Source organism: Terrabacter sp. FW104-15G4B, from assembly GCF_058790095.1.
On sequence record NZ_JBYTCI010000002.1, the window covers coordinates 120479 to 136760 of the forward strand.

Below are 16282 nucleotides of genomic sequence, written 5' to 3' on the forward strand. Positions count from 1 at the left end.
ACGTCCTAGTATCTGAGCATGCCAGCGACGAGGCTGATGCCCTCCGACGAAGCCACCGACCTGATCGAGCTCACCCGCGAGATCTGCCGCAAGGACCTCGCCCCGAAGGTCGACGACGCCGAGCGGGCCCGCACCTTCCCCGCCGAGACCTTCCGCACCCTCGGGCGGGCCGGCCTGCTGTCGCTGCCCTACCCGGAGGAGTTCGGCGGCGCCGACCAGCCCTACGAGGTCTACCTCCAGGTCGTCGAGGAGATCGCCTCCGTCTGGATGAGCGTCGCGGTGGGCGTCAGCGTCCACAGCCTCACGGCATACCCCGTCGCGACGTTCGGCAGCCGCGAGCAGCAGGAGGCCCTCCTGCCGGGGATGCTGTCCGGCGAGCAGGTCGGCGCCTACTGCCTGTCCGAGCCGCTCGCCGGCTCCGACATCGCCTCGATGACCACCCGGGCCACGCGCACTGTCAACGGCTGGTCGCTCAAGGGCACCAAGGCGTGGATCTCGCACGCCGGCCACGCCGACTACTACACGACCTTCGCCCGCACCTCCGACGACGGCGGCAAGGGCCTGTCGACCTTCATCGTGCCCGGCGATGCCGCGGGCCTGGCCTTCGCCGAGCCGGAGCGCAAGATGGGCCTGCACTGCGACCCCGTCGCGCAGGTCATGTTCGACGGCGTGCCCGTGGATGGCGCCCGGCTCATCGGCAGCGAGGGCGACGGCATGAAGATGGCCCTGTCGGCCCTCGACGCCGGTCGCCTCGGCATCGCCGCGGCCGCCACCGGGCTCGCGCAGGCAGCGCTCGACGCCGCCGCCGACTACGCCACGGAGCGCCAGCAGTTCGGCCGCCGCATCGCCGACTTCCAGGGCCTGGCCTTCCTCCTTGCCGACATGGAGGCCGCCGTCACTGCGGCCCGCGCGACCTACCTGCACGCGGCCCGGCTCAAGGACGCCGGCCGCGGCTTCGGCAAGGAGGCCGCCGTCGCCAAGCTCATCGCCACCGACGCGGCCATGCGCGTCACGACCGACGCCGTGCAGGTGCTCGGGGGGGCCGGCTACACCGAGGACTTCCCGCTCGAGCGCTACCTGCGCGAGGCCAAGGTGACGCAGATCTTCGAAGGCACCAACCAGATCCAGCGGGTCGTCATCTCGCGCCACCTGCTCAACCGCTGACCCCACTGCCCGAAAGGCTTGCCATGCAGCTGAACTCGTCCACCGTCGCCGTCGTCACCGGTGGCGGCTCGGGCCTCGGCGGCGCCACCGCGCGCCGCCTCGCCGCCAACGGCGCCACCATCGTCATCCTCGACCTCGCGGGCTCGACCGCACCGGCGCTCGTCGACGAGCTGAACGGCCAGCGGGAGGGCAGCGCCGCCTTCGTCGCCGCGGACGTGCGCGACGAGGCCCAGGTCCAGGCTGCGATCGACCGCGCGACCCAGCTCGGCGAGCTGCGCATCGCCGTCAACTGCGCGGGCGTCGCCACCCCCGGCCGGGTCATCGGACGTGGCGGCCCACTGGCCCTCGAGACGTTCAAGACGGTGATCGACATCAACCTCGTCGGCTCCTTCAACGTCCTTCGCCTCGCCGCCGCGGCGATGCTCGGCAATGAGCCCGTCGAGGGCGACCGCGGCGTCATCGTCAACACCGCCAGCATCGCCGCCTTCGACGGGCAGATCGGGCAGGCGGCCTACGCCGCGAGCAAGGGCGGCATCGTCGGCCTCACCCTGTCGGCCGCACGCGACTTGGCGGACAAGGCGATTCGCGTCATGACGATCGCTCCCGGCACCTTCGAGACGCCGATGCTCGCCGGCCTGCCGAGCGAGGTCAAGGAGGTCCTCGAGAGGCAGGTGCCGCACCCGTCGCGCCTCGGTCGCCCCGAGGAGTACGCGAACCTGGTGCGCCACATCGTCGACAACCCGATGCTCAACGGCGAGGTCATCCGCCTCGACGGCGCCTTGCGTATGCCGCCCCGCTGAGTCACGCGGTCATCCCCGTCGCGGCCGCGCCCGGGAGATGATGGCCACATGAACGAGCCCGGCGACGACCTCGTGATCGCAGCCGGGCCCGGCCTGCGGCGTGGCCTCGTCATCCCCGCGTCCGAGCTCCTCGAGCGGTTCAGCCGCTCGTCCGGCCCCGGCGGTCAGGGCGTCAACACGACCGACAGCCGGGTCGAGCTCGGCTTCGTCCCGGAGACCTCCACGGCGCTGACGGCGGCCCAACGGGAGCGCCTCGTCAGCGCCCTGGCCGGACGGATCGTCGGGGGCCGGATCACCGTGGTGGCGTCGGAGCACCGCTCCCAGCTGCGCAACCGCGCGGCCGCCCGTCAGCGCCTCGCCGACCTGCTGCGCGAGGGTCTCGCTCCCCCGCCGCCGGATCGCCGCGCGACGAAGCCGACGCGCGGGTCGCAGCGCCGGCGGATCGAGGGCAAGAAGCGCCGCTCGCAGGTGAAGTCGGGCCGGGGCCGCGTCCAGCCGAAGTGACGGGAAGCGCGAACTGTGCCCCCTCGACGTGCGCGAGTCCACAGATCGTGGCCGTCGACGGCGGAGGGGGCCACAGATCGTGGCCCTTCGACGGTGGAGGACGCACAGATCGTGGCCTCTCGACGGTGGAGGACGCACAGATCCTGGCCTCTCGACGGTGGAGGACGCACAGATCCTGGCCTCTCGACGGTGGAGGGGGGAGCGCTCCGCGCGTCCCCGGCATACGCCCTCGGGGTGAGTGTCAGCCGTGCGGAGGGTGGAGGACGGTCGTGCCGACGACGGCGTCCACGTCGATGGGGCCGTAGACGTGCGGGAAGGTCTCACCGGTGGCCGGGTCGCCGACCTCGTGCACGACGGGCGCGCCCAGCCGTGACTCGTCGACGTGGAGCAGCACGAGCGGGTCGGCGACGTCGGCGTAGAAGCGGGACCGCACGACCGGCCACTGCTCGGCCGAGGAGGCGTGGATGAAACCCTCCTCGGCCAGGGAGCGTCCGCGCGTCGAGCGGGTGTAGCTGCCCTCGGCCAGCGCCCGCTGCCAGTGGGCCTGCTCGGCCAGGTGGTAGATCATGCGGCGCGACGTTACCAACGACGCCCGCGGGCCGGTGACCTGTGTCTCAGGCAGCGTCCCCCGGCCGCCGGTGGAGGGACGCTGGAGGTGTGGACCGTCGCGGGAGGCGTCGCCGGGTCGCACGCATGCCAGGAGGGGCGGACCATGACCACGACCCAGGGACCGGAAGGGGACACCGAGCTGAGCTACCCGGCCAGCGTGGCGATGCTCAACGGCCACGACCTCTCCTACGTCGACACCGGCGAGGGATCGGCCATCCTGTTCATCCACGGCCTCCTCGGCTCGCACGAGAACTGGACCCACCTCCTCGACCGCCTCGGCATCGACCGCGTGACCCTCGTCGAGCACTAGCTCGGCGGCGGCATCGCCATGCAGTTTCGCTACCTCTTCCTTCCTCGCCACCACGAGGGGCGTGATGGACCCGGGCGGGCAGACCATCGGCGCGCAGGTGCACCTCACCACGGGGGACCCCATCCGCACCCTCGTCATCTGGGGCACCCGTGACCGCATGATCCCGGTCGGCCACGCCGAGCGCGCTCCCTCCATCTTCCCCGGCGCCGAGGTCGTGCTCTTCGAGGGCGCCCGCCACTTCCCGCATCTGGAGCAGCCGGACCGGTTCGCTAGCGTGCTGGAGGATTTCATCCACGGCTGAGGCGCGGCGCGCGCCGGGCTGGGTATGCCGTCAGGCGTGCCCGGGCACGTGCGCACCGTTCCCGGACCGGCGCAGGGCCGCCGGGTCCCGCACCGTCACGCGTCCACGGTCGAGAGCCACGACCCCCGCCGCCTCGAGACGGCGCAGGACGCGGTTGGCAGTCGGGCGGGTGACCCCGGCCAGCTCGGCCAGCTCGGACTGGTTCAGCTGCACCGTCACCGCCGAGCGCGCCGCTGCGCCAACGGCATACATCCCGCACAGCGAGACGAGGCTCCGCACCACGCGTAGCTCGGCCGGGGTGTGCAGGGCCTCCATGAGCGCCTCGGTCAGCCGGTTCACGCGTGCGGCCAGCAGGCGCACCAAGAGCCGGCTGACCTCGGGGTGGCGGTCGCAGAGGCGCTTGAAGTCCGCATAGGTCAGGGCCAGGGTCACTGTCGGCTCGAGGGCCTCGATGGTGGCCGTGCGTCGCCCACCACGCACGACCATTGCGAGCTCGCCGAAGGCCTGGCCCGGACCCATGACGGCATAGGCCAGCCGGTCGCCCAGCTCCGAGCAGCGTCGGGCCACGACGCGACCCTCCACGACGAAGTGCACGCTGTCGGCGGCATCCCCCTCGTGGAAGACGACCTCGCCCGTGTCGTAGGTGTGGCGGTGCATCGTCGCGACCACCTCCCGGCGCTCGGTCGCCTCGAGGTCGGACAGCAGGCCCAGGTCGAGGTTCACGGCACTGCCGCGCCACACGCGTGCGCGCGGACACGCCCCGCGTGTCGCCACGAGCACAGACGGTCGACCGCGGCCGCGGGACCGTCGGAGGTGAGCACCACGCCACGAGAGCCGACGAGGGCCTCGCGGCCGAGAGAGACAGCGACCCCCACCCTGAGAAAGGGCACGACCATGACGACGACAACAACACGACACCGGGTCCACCCGGACCTAGCGCGACACCACCCGCGGGTGAGGCGGCTACCCCTCGGCGGCTGGACATGGGAGTGCAACTGCGGCGGCGCCTCCGCCCGCTCGGCCGTGGCCCGACTGACCTGGCACCAGGCCTTGGTCGGGGCCCTCATCCACTCGGCCTCGCTCGCACCCTGAGCGGTCATCGCAGACCATCGCCGGGGCGCCCCCGGAGGGGCACGGGGAGCGGCAGCAGCGACGCACGCGCCTCGGCGAGCAACGCCGACTCCGCCCGGTCGAACACATCCTGGGCGGAGTCTGGCGTGTCACCGATCGCCGTCATCCCGACCCGACCGCACTCGGTGATGGAGCTGATCATGTGGAAGACGACGCCGGTCTGGCGGGACTGGTCGAAGTGCAGCCCGGCCCGCGCGACGAGGTCGAAGAGGTCGTCGACCCCCAGACCGCGCAGCGACTCGTCCTCGAGGTGGTCGGTCGCCACGAGGTGGCGCTCGGCCCCTGACGGGGTGACGAAGCGTCCCTCCTCGTGCACGTACGAGCCGTCCGTCAGGAACTGCAGGGTGAGGAACGGGTGCGTCGTGCCGCCCTTGCGCAGGTTGACCTCGATGGCGTGCGTCTGCCACTGCTCGCCCTGCCGGACGACGACGAAGTCGAGGGCGAAGCGGCCGAGGACGCCCTTGCCGGCCAGGACGCGACCGACCTTCTCCGCCTCCCGGGTGATCGCCGTGGCATAGGCGGGGTCGGCCGGGAACCGAGCACCGAGGTACATCTGGCCGGTCGGCCCGCCGAGGACCTGGTCGTGCGTCGAGAGGATCTCCAGCTCACCCAGCGGGGTGACGCGCAGCTGCACGCTCGGGCTGCGTACCTCGTCCCCGACCACCCGTTCCTCGACGATGCCCCCACGCTCCTGCAGGCGCCGGAGATACGCGTCGACCGCGATGCGTTGGTCCTCGAGCTGCATCCGGTCGAGGCGCTCGCGGACGGCCTCCCGCAACGAACGAACCTGCGGGACAGAGCCGCTCGCCGGCGTGGTGAGATCGCCCAGGTCGACGAGCGCGTTGCCTGACCCGGAGACGCCCTCGTTGAGCTTGACCATGGCCCACCGCGCGCCGGGACGGGACGTGTGCAGGTCGAGCACCGCGTCGACGAGGTCGTCGACCGAGTGGAGGTCCTCGGCGCCGAAGGGGTGGTCGACGCCGGCCTCGGCGAAGACGCGCCGGCAACCGGTCTTGGTCCCCAGCGGGTAGAGGCGCGGGTCAGCCGCATACATGGGGATGCCGAGCAGCAGCGACAGGTCCCGTTCGCGGGTGGTGCTGGTGTACGGGACGAGGTGCGAGCGCAGCGGGTCCGGCACGAGGCCCGCGATGCGCGCCAGCAGCCGAGGCCGGGCCAACAGCTTGTCGATGAGCGGCTCGGGCGATGAGTCACCGACGGAGACGAGCTGGAGGCGTGACCTGGCATGGCTGGGAATGACTCCGGGCAGCAGCGACAGGTAGTACTCCACGATGTGCTCGTTGATCGGCATCGACGTCACGAAGACCATGCGCAGCCGCGGCTGGCGCAGGAGCAGCAGGAGGAAGAGGAGGCGCTCCTCCAGCGCCTGGTTCAAGGCGCCCCCGGACGGTGCAAGCGTGTCGGCGCTCATCGACGGTACGACGACGACGGACTCCTGCGGATCCCCTTGGCGCATCAGCCGCCACACCTCTGGAAGCCGCTGCTGCAGGCCGTCGAAGAGCTCGCCTCGCGTGAGCTCGTCCAGCTCCTCGAGCAGGCCGCCTGACGGAGCGGTGGAAGGCGTGGCTTGGGTCAACGCGTTCATGGGTCGTCCTTCCGGGTGGTGGTGCCGATGACCTCGTGGACCTCCAGCGGCCGTGAGATGCCGCGCAGCTCGACCTGGCCCAGTGAGCGCGTCTCGAAGCGCTCGTCGAGGCCGGCCAGCACGCGGGGGCTGATGAGGATCTGACGGGCGGCGGCGACAGCGCAGAGCCGGGCCGCGACGTTCGTCACGGTGCCGATGGCGGCATAGTCCCAGCGGCCCTCGAAACCCACCCGGCCGAGCGTCGCGTAGCCCTGCGCGATGCCCACCCCGAAGCCGAGGTGATGCCCCTGGCGGGCCCAGGCGGACGTGAGGCCGTCGACCCGGTCCCGCATCTCGAGCGCCATCCCCACGGCCCGTAGGGGTGCGTCGGGGCACGGTGGCGGGTCGTTGAAGAAGACCATGAGCCCGTCGCCGGCGAAGTGCTCCAGGGTGCCCTCGTAGGCGAACACCAGCTGGCCCAGTGCGGCGTGGTAGTCGCCGAGGACCGACATGGTCTCCTCGGGCTCGGCGGTCTCCGCGAAGGCCGTGAAGCCACGCAGGTCGGTGAACACGGTGGTGATGTCGCGACGGTGGCTGTCGAGGAAGGACTCGTCCCCCGACTCGACGATGAGCCCCGCGATCTGCGGCGAGAGGAAGCGACGCAACCGGCCCAGCCGCTCGAGGTCGTCGACCTGCGCCGCCACGCGCGTCTCCAGCTCGGCGTTCCACCGCTCGAGCGCGGTGGTCTGCTCGAGCACCGTGTCGTGCAGGCGCTTGACCCGCGCCAGCGAACGGACCCGCGCCAGCAGCTCCGCCTGGTCGAACGGCTTGCTGATGAAGTCGTCCGCTCCCGCCTCGAGGGCACGGAGGCGCTGCTGGCGCCCGCTGGCTGTCACCATGACCACGGGCAGCATCGCGGTGCGCGGCTCTGCCTTGATGCGGGCGCACGTCTCGTAGCCGTCCATGTCGGGCATGAGCACGTCGAGCAGCACGACGTCGATGTCGCCATCGGCCAGCGCGTCGAGCGCGGCGCTGCCCGAGGCCTCCGAGCGCACGACGAAGCCTCGGGGCTCGAGGACGGCGTGCATCAGCTTGCGGTTCTGCTCGAGGTCGTCGACGACGAGCACCCTGACGCCGGTGAGCTGCTGGGCCAGCGTCCCCTCGCGCGCCGTCATCCTGGGTCCGGCGCTCGTCGCGGGAGGTGGCGACGCACCTGCGCCGGGAACTCCCGCACGCTGATCGGCTTCTCGAGATAGCCGGCGAAGCCGCAGGTCAGCGCCCGGTCGCGGTCGGTGCGCATGGCGAAGGCGGTGAGCGCCACCACCGGGATGTGGGCCGTCGGGCCGTGGTCGCGGATCAGCTCCAGGGCGGCGAAGCCGTCGATCCCAGGGAGCTGCAGGTCCATCAGGATGACGTCCGGAAGTGCCACCCGGGCCTGCTCGACGCCCTCCTCCCCCGTCATCGCCACGAGGACGGAGAAGCCGGCGTACTCCAGCACGTCCCGCGCCAGCTTCAGGTTGCGCGGGTTGTCCTCGACGAGCAGGACAACCGGTGGGCGGCTCACGACTCCCCCTGCGCTGCGTGTTCGGCGCTCCCGGGGTGCCCTGCGCTGCCGGCGTGCCCTTCGTGCTCAGCCGCCACCGTCGCGAGCCGGCGGGCAAGGCCGGGCAGGTCGATGCCGGCCTTCTCCGCCACGAAGCAGATCCGCCCCTCCAGTCGCGAGCGGTCTTGTGCCGTCAAGGACTTCGCGGTCAGAACGACGATCGGCGGTCCGTCCGAGTCACGGTTGGGGCGGAGCTCGTCGATGACCGCGAAGCCGTCGACCTGCGGCATCAGCAGGTCCATGACGACCACCGACGGTGCGACGGCCCGGACGAGGTCTGCGGCCTGCTGGCCCCCGGCGCACGTGTGGACCTCCCAGCCGAGGGGCTCGAGGGTGCCGCGCACGAGCTTCAGCGCGAGCGGGTCGTCGTCAACGACGACGACGCTGAGCCGGGTGCCCGTCTCGTCCGCACGCGGCGTGGGCAGCAGCCGTGTCACGGCGGCCAGGAGGTGCTCCCCGCTCACCGGCTTGACGAGGTACTCGGTCGCCCCGAGCGCAAAGCCTCGGCCGCGCTCCGGCTCGACGCTGACGACGACGACCGGCACGTCAGACGTCGCGGGGTCGCTCTTGAGGGCAGTGAGGACCTCCCAACCGTCCATCCCGGGCAGGTGGATGTCGAGGACGACCGCCACGGGGTCCAGCTCGCGCACCAGGTCGAGCCCCTGCTCGCCGGTCGTGGCACCCACGGCCCGGAGGCCCGCCGCGCGCAGGTGCAGCTCGACGAGCTCGGCGGAACGCGGGTCGTCCTCGATGACGACGACGGTCGGACCGGTCGCGGAGCCGTCCACGGTGGCCCAGTCGGGGACGAGGACCGACGTCGCCTCGGACTGCAGGAGGGAGATCCCGAAGGTGCTGCCCTCGCCGGGCGCGCTGGTGAGCCAGAGGCGCCCGCCGTGCAGCTCGACGATGCGCCGGCTGAGCGTGAGGCCGAGTCCGGTGCCCTCGCTCGACGACGCAGACCGTTCCCCCTGCTGGAACGAGTCGAAGATGCGCTCCTGGTCCGCCGGGGCGATGCCGATGCCCGTGTCGGTCACGGTGACGTCGACGGCGTCGCCGTCGCGCCAGGCTCGGACGACGACGCTGCCGCCGTCCGGGGTGAACTTGACCGCGTTGCTCAGCAGGTTGAGCAGGACCTGCTTGAGGCGCAGCTCGTCGGCCGTGACGGCCCCGAGCCCGTCCTCCGCCTCCAGCATCAGGCGTATGCCGTGCAGTGCCGCCCGCTCGCGCACGAGCGACAGTGCCTGCACGAGTACGTCGTCGATCGGGAACGTCGTGAGGTCGAGCTCCATCCGACCGGCCTCGATCTTCGACAGGTCGAGGATGTCCGCGAGCAGCGCGAGCAGGTGGCGGCCGGCGGAGTGGATGTCCTGGAGGTAGTCCTCCTGTCGCTCGTTGAGGTCGCCGAACATCCGCTCCAGCAGTACCTCCGAGAAGCCGATGACGGCGTTGAGCGGTGTGCGCAGCTCGTGCGACATGCTCGCGAGAAACTCCGACTTGTGACGACTCGCGTCGGCCAGCGCGACGCTCTGCTGCTCGAGCTGCTGGTAGAGACGCGCGTTGGTCAGGGCGACCGCCGACTGGCTTGCGAACGCCGAGAGCAGCTCGCATGTCTCGTCGCTGAAAGACCCGGTCGACTTCCGTCGCACGACGAGCGCGCCCACGACCCGGTCGGGGCGCACGAGCGGGATGGCCACGAGGGACCGCCAGCCGGACGCATGCAGCACGGACAGGTGGGGGTCGAGCGGCTTGGGCTCGGCGTCCAGGTCGTGGATCTGCAGGACCTGGCGGTTGCGCGCGGCCCGGCCGACCCACGTCCGGTCGATGTGGATCTGCGCGCTGCGCAGCGCCTCGATGACGTGCTCGTCCGTGCCGTAGGCCGTGCGCACCCCGAAGAGGCGCGTCGACTCGTCGAACTCCATGAGCGAGCCGCCGTCGGTCTCCGACAGCTCGACGGCGTGCGTGACGATCGTCGCCAGCACCTCGTCGGCGACGAGGGTCGAGCTGACCGCCTCGCCGACCTCGGCGAGCGCCTCGAGCTGGTCGACCTTGCGGGCGAGCTCGGCGGAGCGAGTCTCCAGCGTCGAGAAGAGCTCGACGTGACGCAGCGCCAACGCCGCCTGCTCGGCGAAGGTCGACATCAGCGCCTGTTCAGCCTCGTCGAAGGGCGCGACCTCGGTGCGCCACACGTTGAGGGCACCCACGACCTGGTCGCCGACCACCATGGGGGCACCCATCATCGTCCGGTAGCCGCCCATGCGCTGGAAGTCGGTGCGCCGGTAGTCCGGGTCCATGAGCACGTCGTCGATCTGGTGGACCTTCCGGTCGATGGTGACGCGCCCCACCAGGGTGGCTCGGTCGTGAGCGATGGGATGCCGGGCGACGAAGGCCACGAACTCCGGTGTCAGGCCGCTCGACCGGGCGAGCACGAAGGACTCGTCGTTCACGAGATAGATCTGGGCCGCCTGGGCGCGGAGCAGCTTCCGGGCGTTGTCGACGACTGCGTCGAAGACCTGGTCCCGGCTGGCGGTTCCACCCGTCGTCGAGGCGGTGAGCACCTTGAGGATGTCGCTGCTGGCTCGCAGCTGTTCCTGCGTGGTCGCCAGCCTGACGGCGAGATCATGGACGACCTCGACCTCCGGCTGGCTGCTTTCGCCCTCGAACCCGCTCATGCGAGTCCCCCATCGTGCTGTGAGTCCCTGTGGTCCCCCACCCGAGTGTCCTCCTCGGCACCGTTGCGCACCCACGGAATCGGCAGCCGGGGCCGTGGTGGCCGGGTCGGGCGGCCCTCGGCCGCGACCCGTCGGGCTACGCCGGAGCCCGTGCGGCCGGTTCGCGGCGCAGCCGGGTGACGCGCTCGAAGGCGTACGCCATCGACAGCAGTCGCCCGTCGTCGCCAGGACGGCCGATGAAGGTGGCTCCCGCGGGCATCCCGCTGCTGCGCATCCCCACGGGCACGGTGACGGCGGGGAAGCCAGCGGTGGCGTAGACGGCGGAGTGGCAGTTCGACAGGCTCACCAACATCTCGGAGCGCGACCCGTCGAACGTCTCGGCGAGCAGAGCGGCTGCACGATCGCGGTAGCGGTGCGCGTTCCCGGCCTCCGCGTCGGCGTCCGAGTGGGGGCCATGCAGCACGGCGGCGTCGAGCAGCGCCTGGCCGGACGGCATACGCCGTCGGGGGTCGGCGAGGTTCCACGCGTGCAGGTCCCCGGCCGTTGTCACCCGTGCTGTGACCGGCCCCGCCGCGGCGGCGGCCAGCCATGGCACGGTCTGATGCAGCAGGCCGCCCAGGACGACGTCGAGGAAGCCGTTCTCGTACTCCTCGAGCGACCCGGCGCGGAGACCGAGCAGCACGTCGGCCGGGTGGGCCCCGGCGCGCGTGAGCCCGTCGACGACCCGCGCCAGCACCACATCGTTCTCGGACGTGTCCTCGAGCAAATCGTCCTGGGCGATCACGTCGGCACGCAGCACCCCCACCCGCACCTTCTCCAGGGCATCGTCGGCGAGGTCCACCCGCAGCGGGCGCGTGGCGATCGCCTCGAGGACCAGCGCGACGTCAGCGACCGACCTCGCAACCGGGCCGGCCGAGTCCTGGGTGCGCAGGAGCGGCACGATGCCGTCCGTCGAGACGACGCCCCGGCTGGGCTTCATCGCCACCACGCCGCTGAAGGCGGCCGGTGCGACGAGCGAGCCCGACGTCTCGGTCCCGATGCTCGCGACGCAGAGCCCGGCGGCTACCCCGACAGCCGACCCGCTGCTGGAGCCCGCCGCCGGGAACTGCACGCCGAAGGGGTTGACCGTCTGTCCCCCCACGGCGCTGAAGCCGGCCTTCGACGAGAGCGCCCCGGCCAGCTCGGAGAGGTTGGCCTTGCCGAGGACGACGGCGCCCGCGCGGCGCAGTCGGGAGACCACGGGCGCGTCCTCGGCAGCCAGGTGGTCGACGAGGAGCGCGGACCCCGCCGTCGTGTGCATCGGTGGCGCCGTCGAGATGTTGTCCTTGACGCTCACCGGGAGGCCGCACAAGGGAGACGTCACCACACCGGCCCGACGCTGCTCGTCCGCGGCCCGCGCCTCCTCGAGTGCGTCAGGATTCAGCTCGACGAACGACCTGAGCGACTCGTCCCGATCAGCGATGCGCTTGAGGCACAGCAAGGTCAGCTCCCGGGACGTCAGCCTCCCGGAGTCGAGCAGACGGCTCAGCTCCACGATCGACATGTCGTGCACCAGGCCGGCGACCCGGGCTTCCCGGTCTGCCTGGAAGGTGCGCAGGGCGGCTTCGAAGGGGCGCAGGTCCAGGGGACGCAGTCGTGGCGACGATCCCGACCGGCGCCCCAGCCACAGCCCCGTACGGCGCGAGCAGGCGACGAGCAGAAACCGGTTCACGCGCCCATGATGTCCACGACCGGTGGGCGGCCACAGCCAAACGGTGGACAGAACCCGAGTGGTCCCGCACCTCGCGGCCCTACCCTGACACTGAGCGCCCGGGGGAACGGGTCTCGCTCGCCCCGCACCGGAAGGACTGCCATGCCAGACTCCAGCACCGTTTCCGGCCCGACACCAGCCCTCACGCGCAAAGTCGTGGCCGAGGCGGTTGGGACCTTCATCCTCGTCTTCTTCGCCGTCGGCTCCGTGGTCTACGGCAAGGACACGATCGGCCTCGTCGGCGTCGCCCTCGCCTTCGGCTTCGTCCTGCTTGCCCTGGCCTACGCCATCGGCCCGGTCTCGGGCTGCCACGTCAACCCGGCGGTCACCCTGGGCGTCCTCCTGCGCAAGGGCATCACGACGACGGAGGCGGTCTGGTACTGGGCGGCCCAGCTCATCGGCGCGATCCTGGCCGCGGCCCTGCTCAAGCTCATGGTGTCCGGCTTCGGTGGCGTCAAGGACGCCACCGGCGCGCTCGGCACGAACAACTGGGGCGACACCATCTCCGCCGGCGGTACCTTCCTGCTCGAGGTCGCAATGACCTTCCTGCTCGTGCTCGTGGTGCTCCTCGTCACGAACCGCGCCGCGGCTCCGGGCTTCGCGGGCCTCGCCATCGGCCTCGTGCTCACCGTGGTCCATCTCGTGGGCCTCCCCCTCGACGGCACGTCGGTCAACCCTGCCCGGTCCCTCGGGCCCGCCCTTCTCAACGGCGGTGAGCCGCTCGCGCACGTCTGGATGTTCATCCTCGCCCCGCTGGTCGGCGGCGCCATCGCAGCCCTCGCAGCTCCCTTCTTCGAGACGCGCACCGCCCCGTCGGAGGTCGACCCGACCGGCGCCGACGTGCCGGCCTGACCCGGACCTAGCTCATGAGCGACGCATCCGGGGACAGCCGCAAGCCGACGAGGCCGAGGGGACGTTCGGCGGTTCGCTGGGTCGCAGCCCTGGCGGTGCTGGCCTGGCTGGCCATCGGCGGCGTGGGCGGTCCCCTGGTGGGCCGCCTCTCGGAGGTTGCCACCAACGACAATGCCAACTTCCTGCCACCGTCGGCTGAGTCGACAGCCGTGAGCAAGGTCGTCGCGCGAACAACGGACACCCAGACGCTCCCCTACCTCATGGTCATCGAGCGCAGGAGCGGCCTGACGCCGGCGGACCTCGGTGCCATCCAGGCGTACGTCGCCGGCATCCCGGCCCTCGAGATCGCGGGCTCCAACCGAACGGTCGGAGAGTTCCTGCAGGCACCGCCCGCCGGGGCGATCCCCAGCCAGGACAAGCAGGCCGCGCTCGTCCCCGTGGCCTTCCTCGCCGACAAGGCGGAGGACACGGTCAACGGCGACACCGCCCTGTATGCCGTCGCCCAGACCCTGCGCGAGTCCGCGTCGTCGTCACTGGGGGCGTCCGGGATGACGGTGCACGTGACGGGTGCCGGTGGGTTCTTCGCCGACTTCATCATCGCCTTCAGCGGCATCGACGGGATCCTGCTGCTCGTGGCGCTCGGCGTCGTCTTCCTCATCCTGCTCATCGTCTACCGCAGCCCGATCCTGCCCTTCGCAGTGCTCATCACCGCGATGTTCGGCCTGTCCCTGGCCGCCCTCGTGGTCTTCCCCCTGGCCAGGAACGGCGCCATCAGCCTGAGCGGCCAGAGCCAGGGCATCCTCTCGATCCTCGTCGTCGGTGCGGCCACCGACTACGCCCTGCTCCTCGTCGCCCGCTTCAAGGAGGAGCTGCACGACCGGGACTCGACGTGGGTGGCGATGAAGATCGCCTGGCGCGCCTCCGTGGAGCCGATCGCGGCGAGCGCGGCCACCGTCGTCCTCGGGCTGCTGTGCCTGCGGCTGTCCGACCTGGGCAGCACCAAGGGCCTGGGCCCGGTCGGCGCGTTCGGCATCGGCGGCGCCTTCGTGGCCTCCCTGACGTTCCTGCCGGCCGTGCTGCTCCTCATCGGGCGCCGGATCTTCTGGCCGCAGGTCCCGCGCGTCGACCACGTCCACAGCGCCGACGCCGTGGGCACCCGCGGGATCTGGGGCCGAGTCGCCGGCATGGTGGGCCGGCGCCCGCGTCGCACCTGGGTGGTGACCCTGCTCGGCCTGCTCGCCTGCGCCGCGTTCCTGCCGACCCTCAACGCCCGCGGCATCGCACAGTCGGACCTGTTCCTGACGAAGGTCGACTCCGTGACGGGACAGGAGGTGCTCGCGCGCCACTTCCCCGCCGGGTCGGGCTCGCCCGTGCAGGTCACCGCGCCGGCGGGCAAGGCGGACGCGGTGGTCCAGGTGCTCCGGTCGACCGCGGGCGTCAGCAACCCGCAGGTGGGCCTCGTCCCCGGCCAGCCGCCGAAGGTCGTCGACGGCCAGGTGGTCGTGCAGGCGACGCTCGATGCGGCCGCCGACAGCGTCGCTGCCGAGGACACCATCGAGACACTGCGCTCCTCCCTCGACCGGGTGGGCACGGACGTGCGTGTCGGGGGCACGACGGCGACCAACCTCGACGTGCGCCTCGCCAGCGAGCGCGACCTCAAGGTCATCATCCCGACGATCCTCGGGGTGATCTTCGTCGTCCTCGTGCTGCTGCTGCGCTCGCTCGTGGCACCGCTCGTCCTCGTCGCCGCGAACGTCGTGTCGTTCGCCGCGACCATGGGCGTCGCCGCCATCGCCTTCAACCACGTCTTCGGCTTCCCGGGGTCCGACCCCTCCACGCCGCTCTACGGCTTCGTCTTCCTCGTGGCCCTCGGCATCGACTACTCGATCTTCCTGATGACGCGTGTTCGCGAGGAGTCGCGCACCCGCGGCACGAGACCGGGCATCCTCGTCGGACTCGCCGTCACGGGCGGCGTCATCACGAGTGCCGGCATCGTGCTCGCGTCGACCTTCTCGGCCCTCGCGGTGCTGCCGATCCTCTTCCTCGTGCAGATCGCCTTCATCGTCGCCTTCGGCGTGCTGCTCGACACGCTCATCGTCCGCAGCCTCCTCGTCCCTGCGGTCTCCTACGACCTGGGCGACCGCATCTGGTGGCCGCTCGGCCTGCCGCGAGCGGGCCGCGACGACGGCCGGAGGGGCGACCCGGTCCCGCGCGACGCGCCCGCCGCCGAGGTCGAGGGCGTCGAGGGCGTCGAGGGGTCCGTGGTGGGCGGCGGCCGCGCGGTGGACGATGGGTCATGACCTCGCCTGCTCGACCTGCCTTCACCCACCGTCCCAGCCTGGTCGTCTTCGACGTCAACGAGACCCTGTCCGACCTGACGCACCTCGGCGACCGGTTCACCGAGGTCGGCGTGCCGCCCTACCTCGTCGCCCCGTGGTTCGCCGGGCTGCTGCGTGACGGCTTCGCGCTGACGGTGACGGGCGACAACCCGTCCTTCGCCGACCTCGCCCGCTCGTCGCTGCGCGACGTCCTGCACGGCAGGGCGAACGTCGAGGCTGCGACGCGCCACATCATGGCCGGCTTCCTGGACCTGCCCCTGCACGACGACGTACCGGCCGGCGTCGCCGCCCTGGCCGGCCTCGGCATCCGGCTCGTGACGCTGAGCAACGGCTCCGCCGCCGTCGCGCGGGGTCTCCTCGAGCGCGGCGGACTCGCCCCTGCCTTCGAGCGCCTCCTGTCGGTCGAGGATGCGCCCGCCTGGAAGCCGGCGGCGTCCGCGTACGCGTATGCCGTGGACGCCTGCGACGTCGCCGCAGCGGACGCGATGCTCGTGGCCGCGCACCCGTGGGACGTCCACGGGGCCGTCAGTGCAGGGCTGCGGGCGGCGTGGATCGACCGCTCGGGCATCCCCTACCCGGACCGGATGCGAGCCGCGGACGTGGTGGCGTCGTCGCTGACCGACCTCGCCGCGCAGCTCGAACGGCTGCCGGCCCCCTGAGACATCGGC

Annotated in this window: 15 protein-coding genes; 8 read left to right on the forward strand and 7 right to left on the reverse strand. The window is 71.7% G+C overall.

Annotated features, from left to right (window positions below; all coding sequences use genetic code 11):
* The first annotated feature begins 18 nt into the window (after nucleotides 1–18).
* The 3 genes from AC3WRT_RS02405 to arfB are packed head-to-tail and all read left to right on the forward strand — an operon-like array spanning nucleotide 19 to nucleotide 2468.
* Entirely contained in the window at nucleotides 19–1164 is a 1146-nt protein-coding gene (locus tag AC3WRT_RS02405) for an acyl-CoA dehydrogenase family protein (protein ID WP_492718703.1), read from the forward strand.
* A 23-nt stretch (nucleotides 1165–1187) separates the two neighbouring features.
* Nucleotides 1188–1964: an SDR family NAD(P)-dependent oxidoreductase gene (locus AC3WRT_RS02410; protein WP_492718707.1), complete on the forward strand. Its 777-nt coding sequence runs from the start codon at nucleotides 1188–1190 to the stop codon at nucleotides 1962–1964.
* 48 nt (nucleotides 1965–2012) lie between these two features.
* On the forward strand, nucleotides 2013–2468 hold the full coding sequence (gene arfB / locus AC3WRT_RS02415; RefSeq protein WP_492718709.1) for an alternative ribosome rescue aminoacyl-tRNA hydrolase ArfB: 456 nt from the start codon (nucleotides 2013–2015) through the stop codon (nucleotides 2466–2468).
* Between the two features lie 241 nt (nucleotides 2469–2709).
* Here the strand turns inward: arfB and AC3WRT_RS02420 are convergent, their stop codons facing one another.
* The gene (locus AC3WRT_RS02420) at nucleotides 2710–3036 is read right to left on the reverse strand and encodes a DUF952 domain-containing protein (RefSeq protein ID WP_492718711.1); all 327 of its coding nucleotides are present in this window, start codon (nucleotides 3034–3036) and stop codon (nucleotides 2710–2712) included.
* Nucleotides 3037–3180: 144 nt separating this feature from the next.
* On the opposite strand from AC3WRT_RS02420, the gene AC3WRT_RS02425 reads away from it, so the two are divergent.
* Together AC3WRT_RS02425 and AC3WRT_RS02430 are read left to right on the forward strand one after the other, a co-directional pair.
* On the forward strand, nucleotides 3181–3387 hold the full coding sequence (locus AC3WRT_RS02425; RefSeq protein WP_492718713.1) for an alpha/beta fold hydrolase: 207 nt from the start codon (nucleotides 3181–3183) through the stop codon (nucleotides 3385–3387).
* Nucleotides 3388–3451: 64 nt separating this feature from the next.
* Nucleotides 3452–3688, forward strand: a complete 237-nt coding sequence (locus tag AC3WRT_RS02430) for an alpha/beta fold hydrolase (RefSeq protein ID WP_492718715.1) — start codon at nucleotides 3452–3454, stop codon at nucleotides 3686–3688.
* 30 nt (nucleotides 3689–3718) lie between these two features.
* Here the strand turns inward: AC3WRT_RS02430 and AC3WRT_RS02435 are convergent, their stop codons facing one another.
* From AC3WRT_RS02435 to AC3WRT_RS02460, 6 genes are all read right to left on the reverse strand, one after another.
* Nucleotides 3719–4411, reverse strand: a complete 693-nt coding sequence (locus AC3WRT_RS02435) for a Crp/Fnr family transcriptional regulator (RefSeq protein ID WP_492718717.1) — start codon at nucleotides 4409–4411, stop codon at nucleotides 3719–3721.
* A 373-nt stretch (nucleotides 4412–4784) separates the two neighbouring features.
* Nucleotides 4785–6422 carry a peptide ligase PGM1-related protein gene (locus AC3WRT_RS02440; protein ID WP_492718719.1) on the reverse strand — a complete coding sequence of 546 codons (1638 nt, stop codon included), beginning with the start codon at nucleotides 6420–6422 and terminating at the stop codon, nucleotides 4785–4787.
* On the reverse strand, nucleotides 6419–7576 hold the full coding sequence (locus AC3WRT_RS02445; RefSeq protein WP_492718723.1) for a response regulator: 1158 nt from the start codon (nucleotides 7574–7576) through the stop codon (nucleotides 6419–6421). The genes AC3WRT_RS02440 and AC3WRT_RS02445 overlap by 4 nt, the downstream gene beginning before the upstream one ends.
* Entirely contained in the window at nucleotides 7573–7965 is a 393-nt protein-coding gene (locus AC3WRT_RS02450) for a response regulator (RefSeq protein ID WP_492718725.1), read from the reverse strand. Before AC3WRT_RS02450 ends, AC3WRT_RS02445 begins: the two co-directional genes overlap by 4 nt.
* Entirely contained in the window at nucleotides 7962–10673 is a 2712-nt protein-coding gene (locus tag AC3WRT_RS02455; RefSeq protein WP_492718727.1) for a response regulator, read from the reverse strand. Before AC3WRT_RS02455 ends, AC3WRT_RS02450 begins: the two co-directional genes overlap by 4 nt.
* 136 nt (nucleotides 10674–10809) lie before the next feature.
* Entirely contained in the window at nucleotides 10810–12384 is a 1575-nt protein-coding gene (locus AC3WRT_RS02460; protein ID WP_492718729.1) for an amidase family protein, read from the reverse strand.
* A gap of 141 nt (nucleotides 12385–12525) precedes the next feature.
* On the opposite strand from AC3WRT_RS02460, the gene AC3WRT_RS02465 reads away from it, so the two are divergent.
* From AC3WRT_RS02465 to AC3WRT_RS02475, 3 genes are read left to right on the forward strand one after another with little or no spacing between them, the layout of a single operon-like run.
* Nucleotides 12526–13275: an aquaporin gene (locus AC3WRT_RS02465; protein ID WP_492718731.1), complete on the forward strand. Its 750-nt coding sequence runs from the start codon at nucleotides 12526–12528 to the stop codon at nucleotides 13273–13275.
* A gap of 14 nt (nucleotides 13276–13289) precedes the next feature.
* On the forward strand, nucleotides 13290–15575 hold the full coding sequence (locus AC3WRT_RS02470; protein ID WP_492718733.1) for an MMPL family transporter: 2286 nt from the start codon (nucleotides 13290–13292) through the stop codon (nucleotides 15573–15575).
* The gene (locus tag AC3WRT_RS02475; protein WP_492718735.1) at nucleotides 15572–16273 is read left to right on the forward strand and encodes a haloacid dehalogenase type II; all 702 of its coding nucleotides are present in this window, start codon (nucleotides 15572–15574) and stop codon (nucleotides 16271–16273) included. Before AC3WRT_RS02470 ends, AC3WRT_RS02475 begins: the two co-directional genes overlap by 4 nt.
* The last annotated feature ends 9 nt before the right edge of the window (nucleotides 16274–16282 follow it).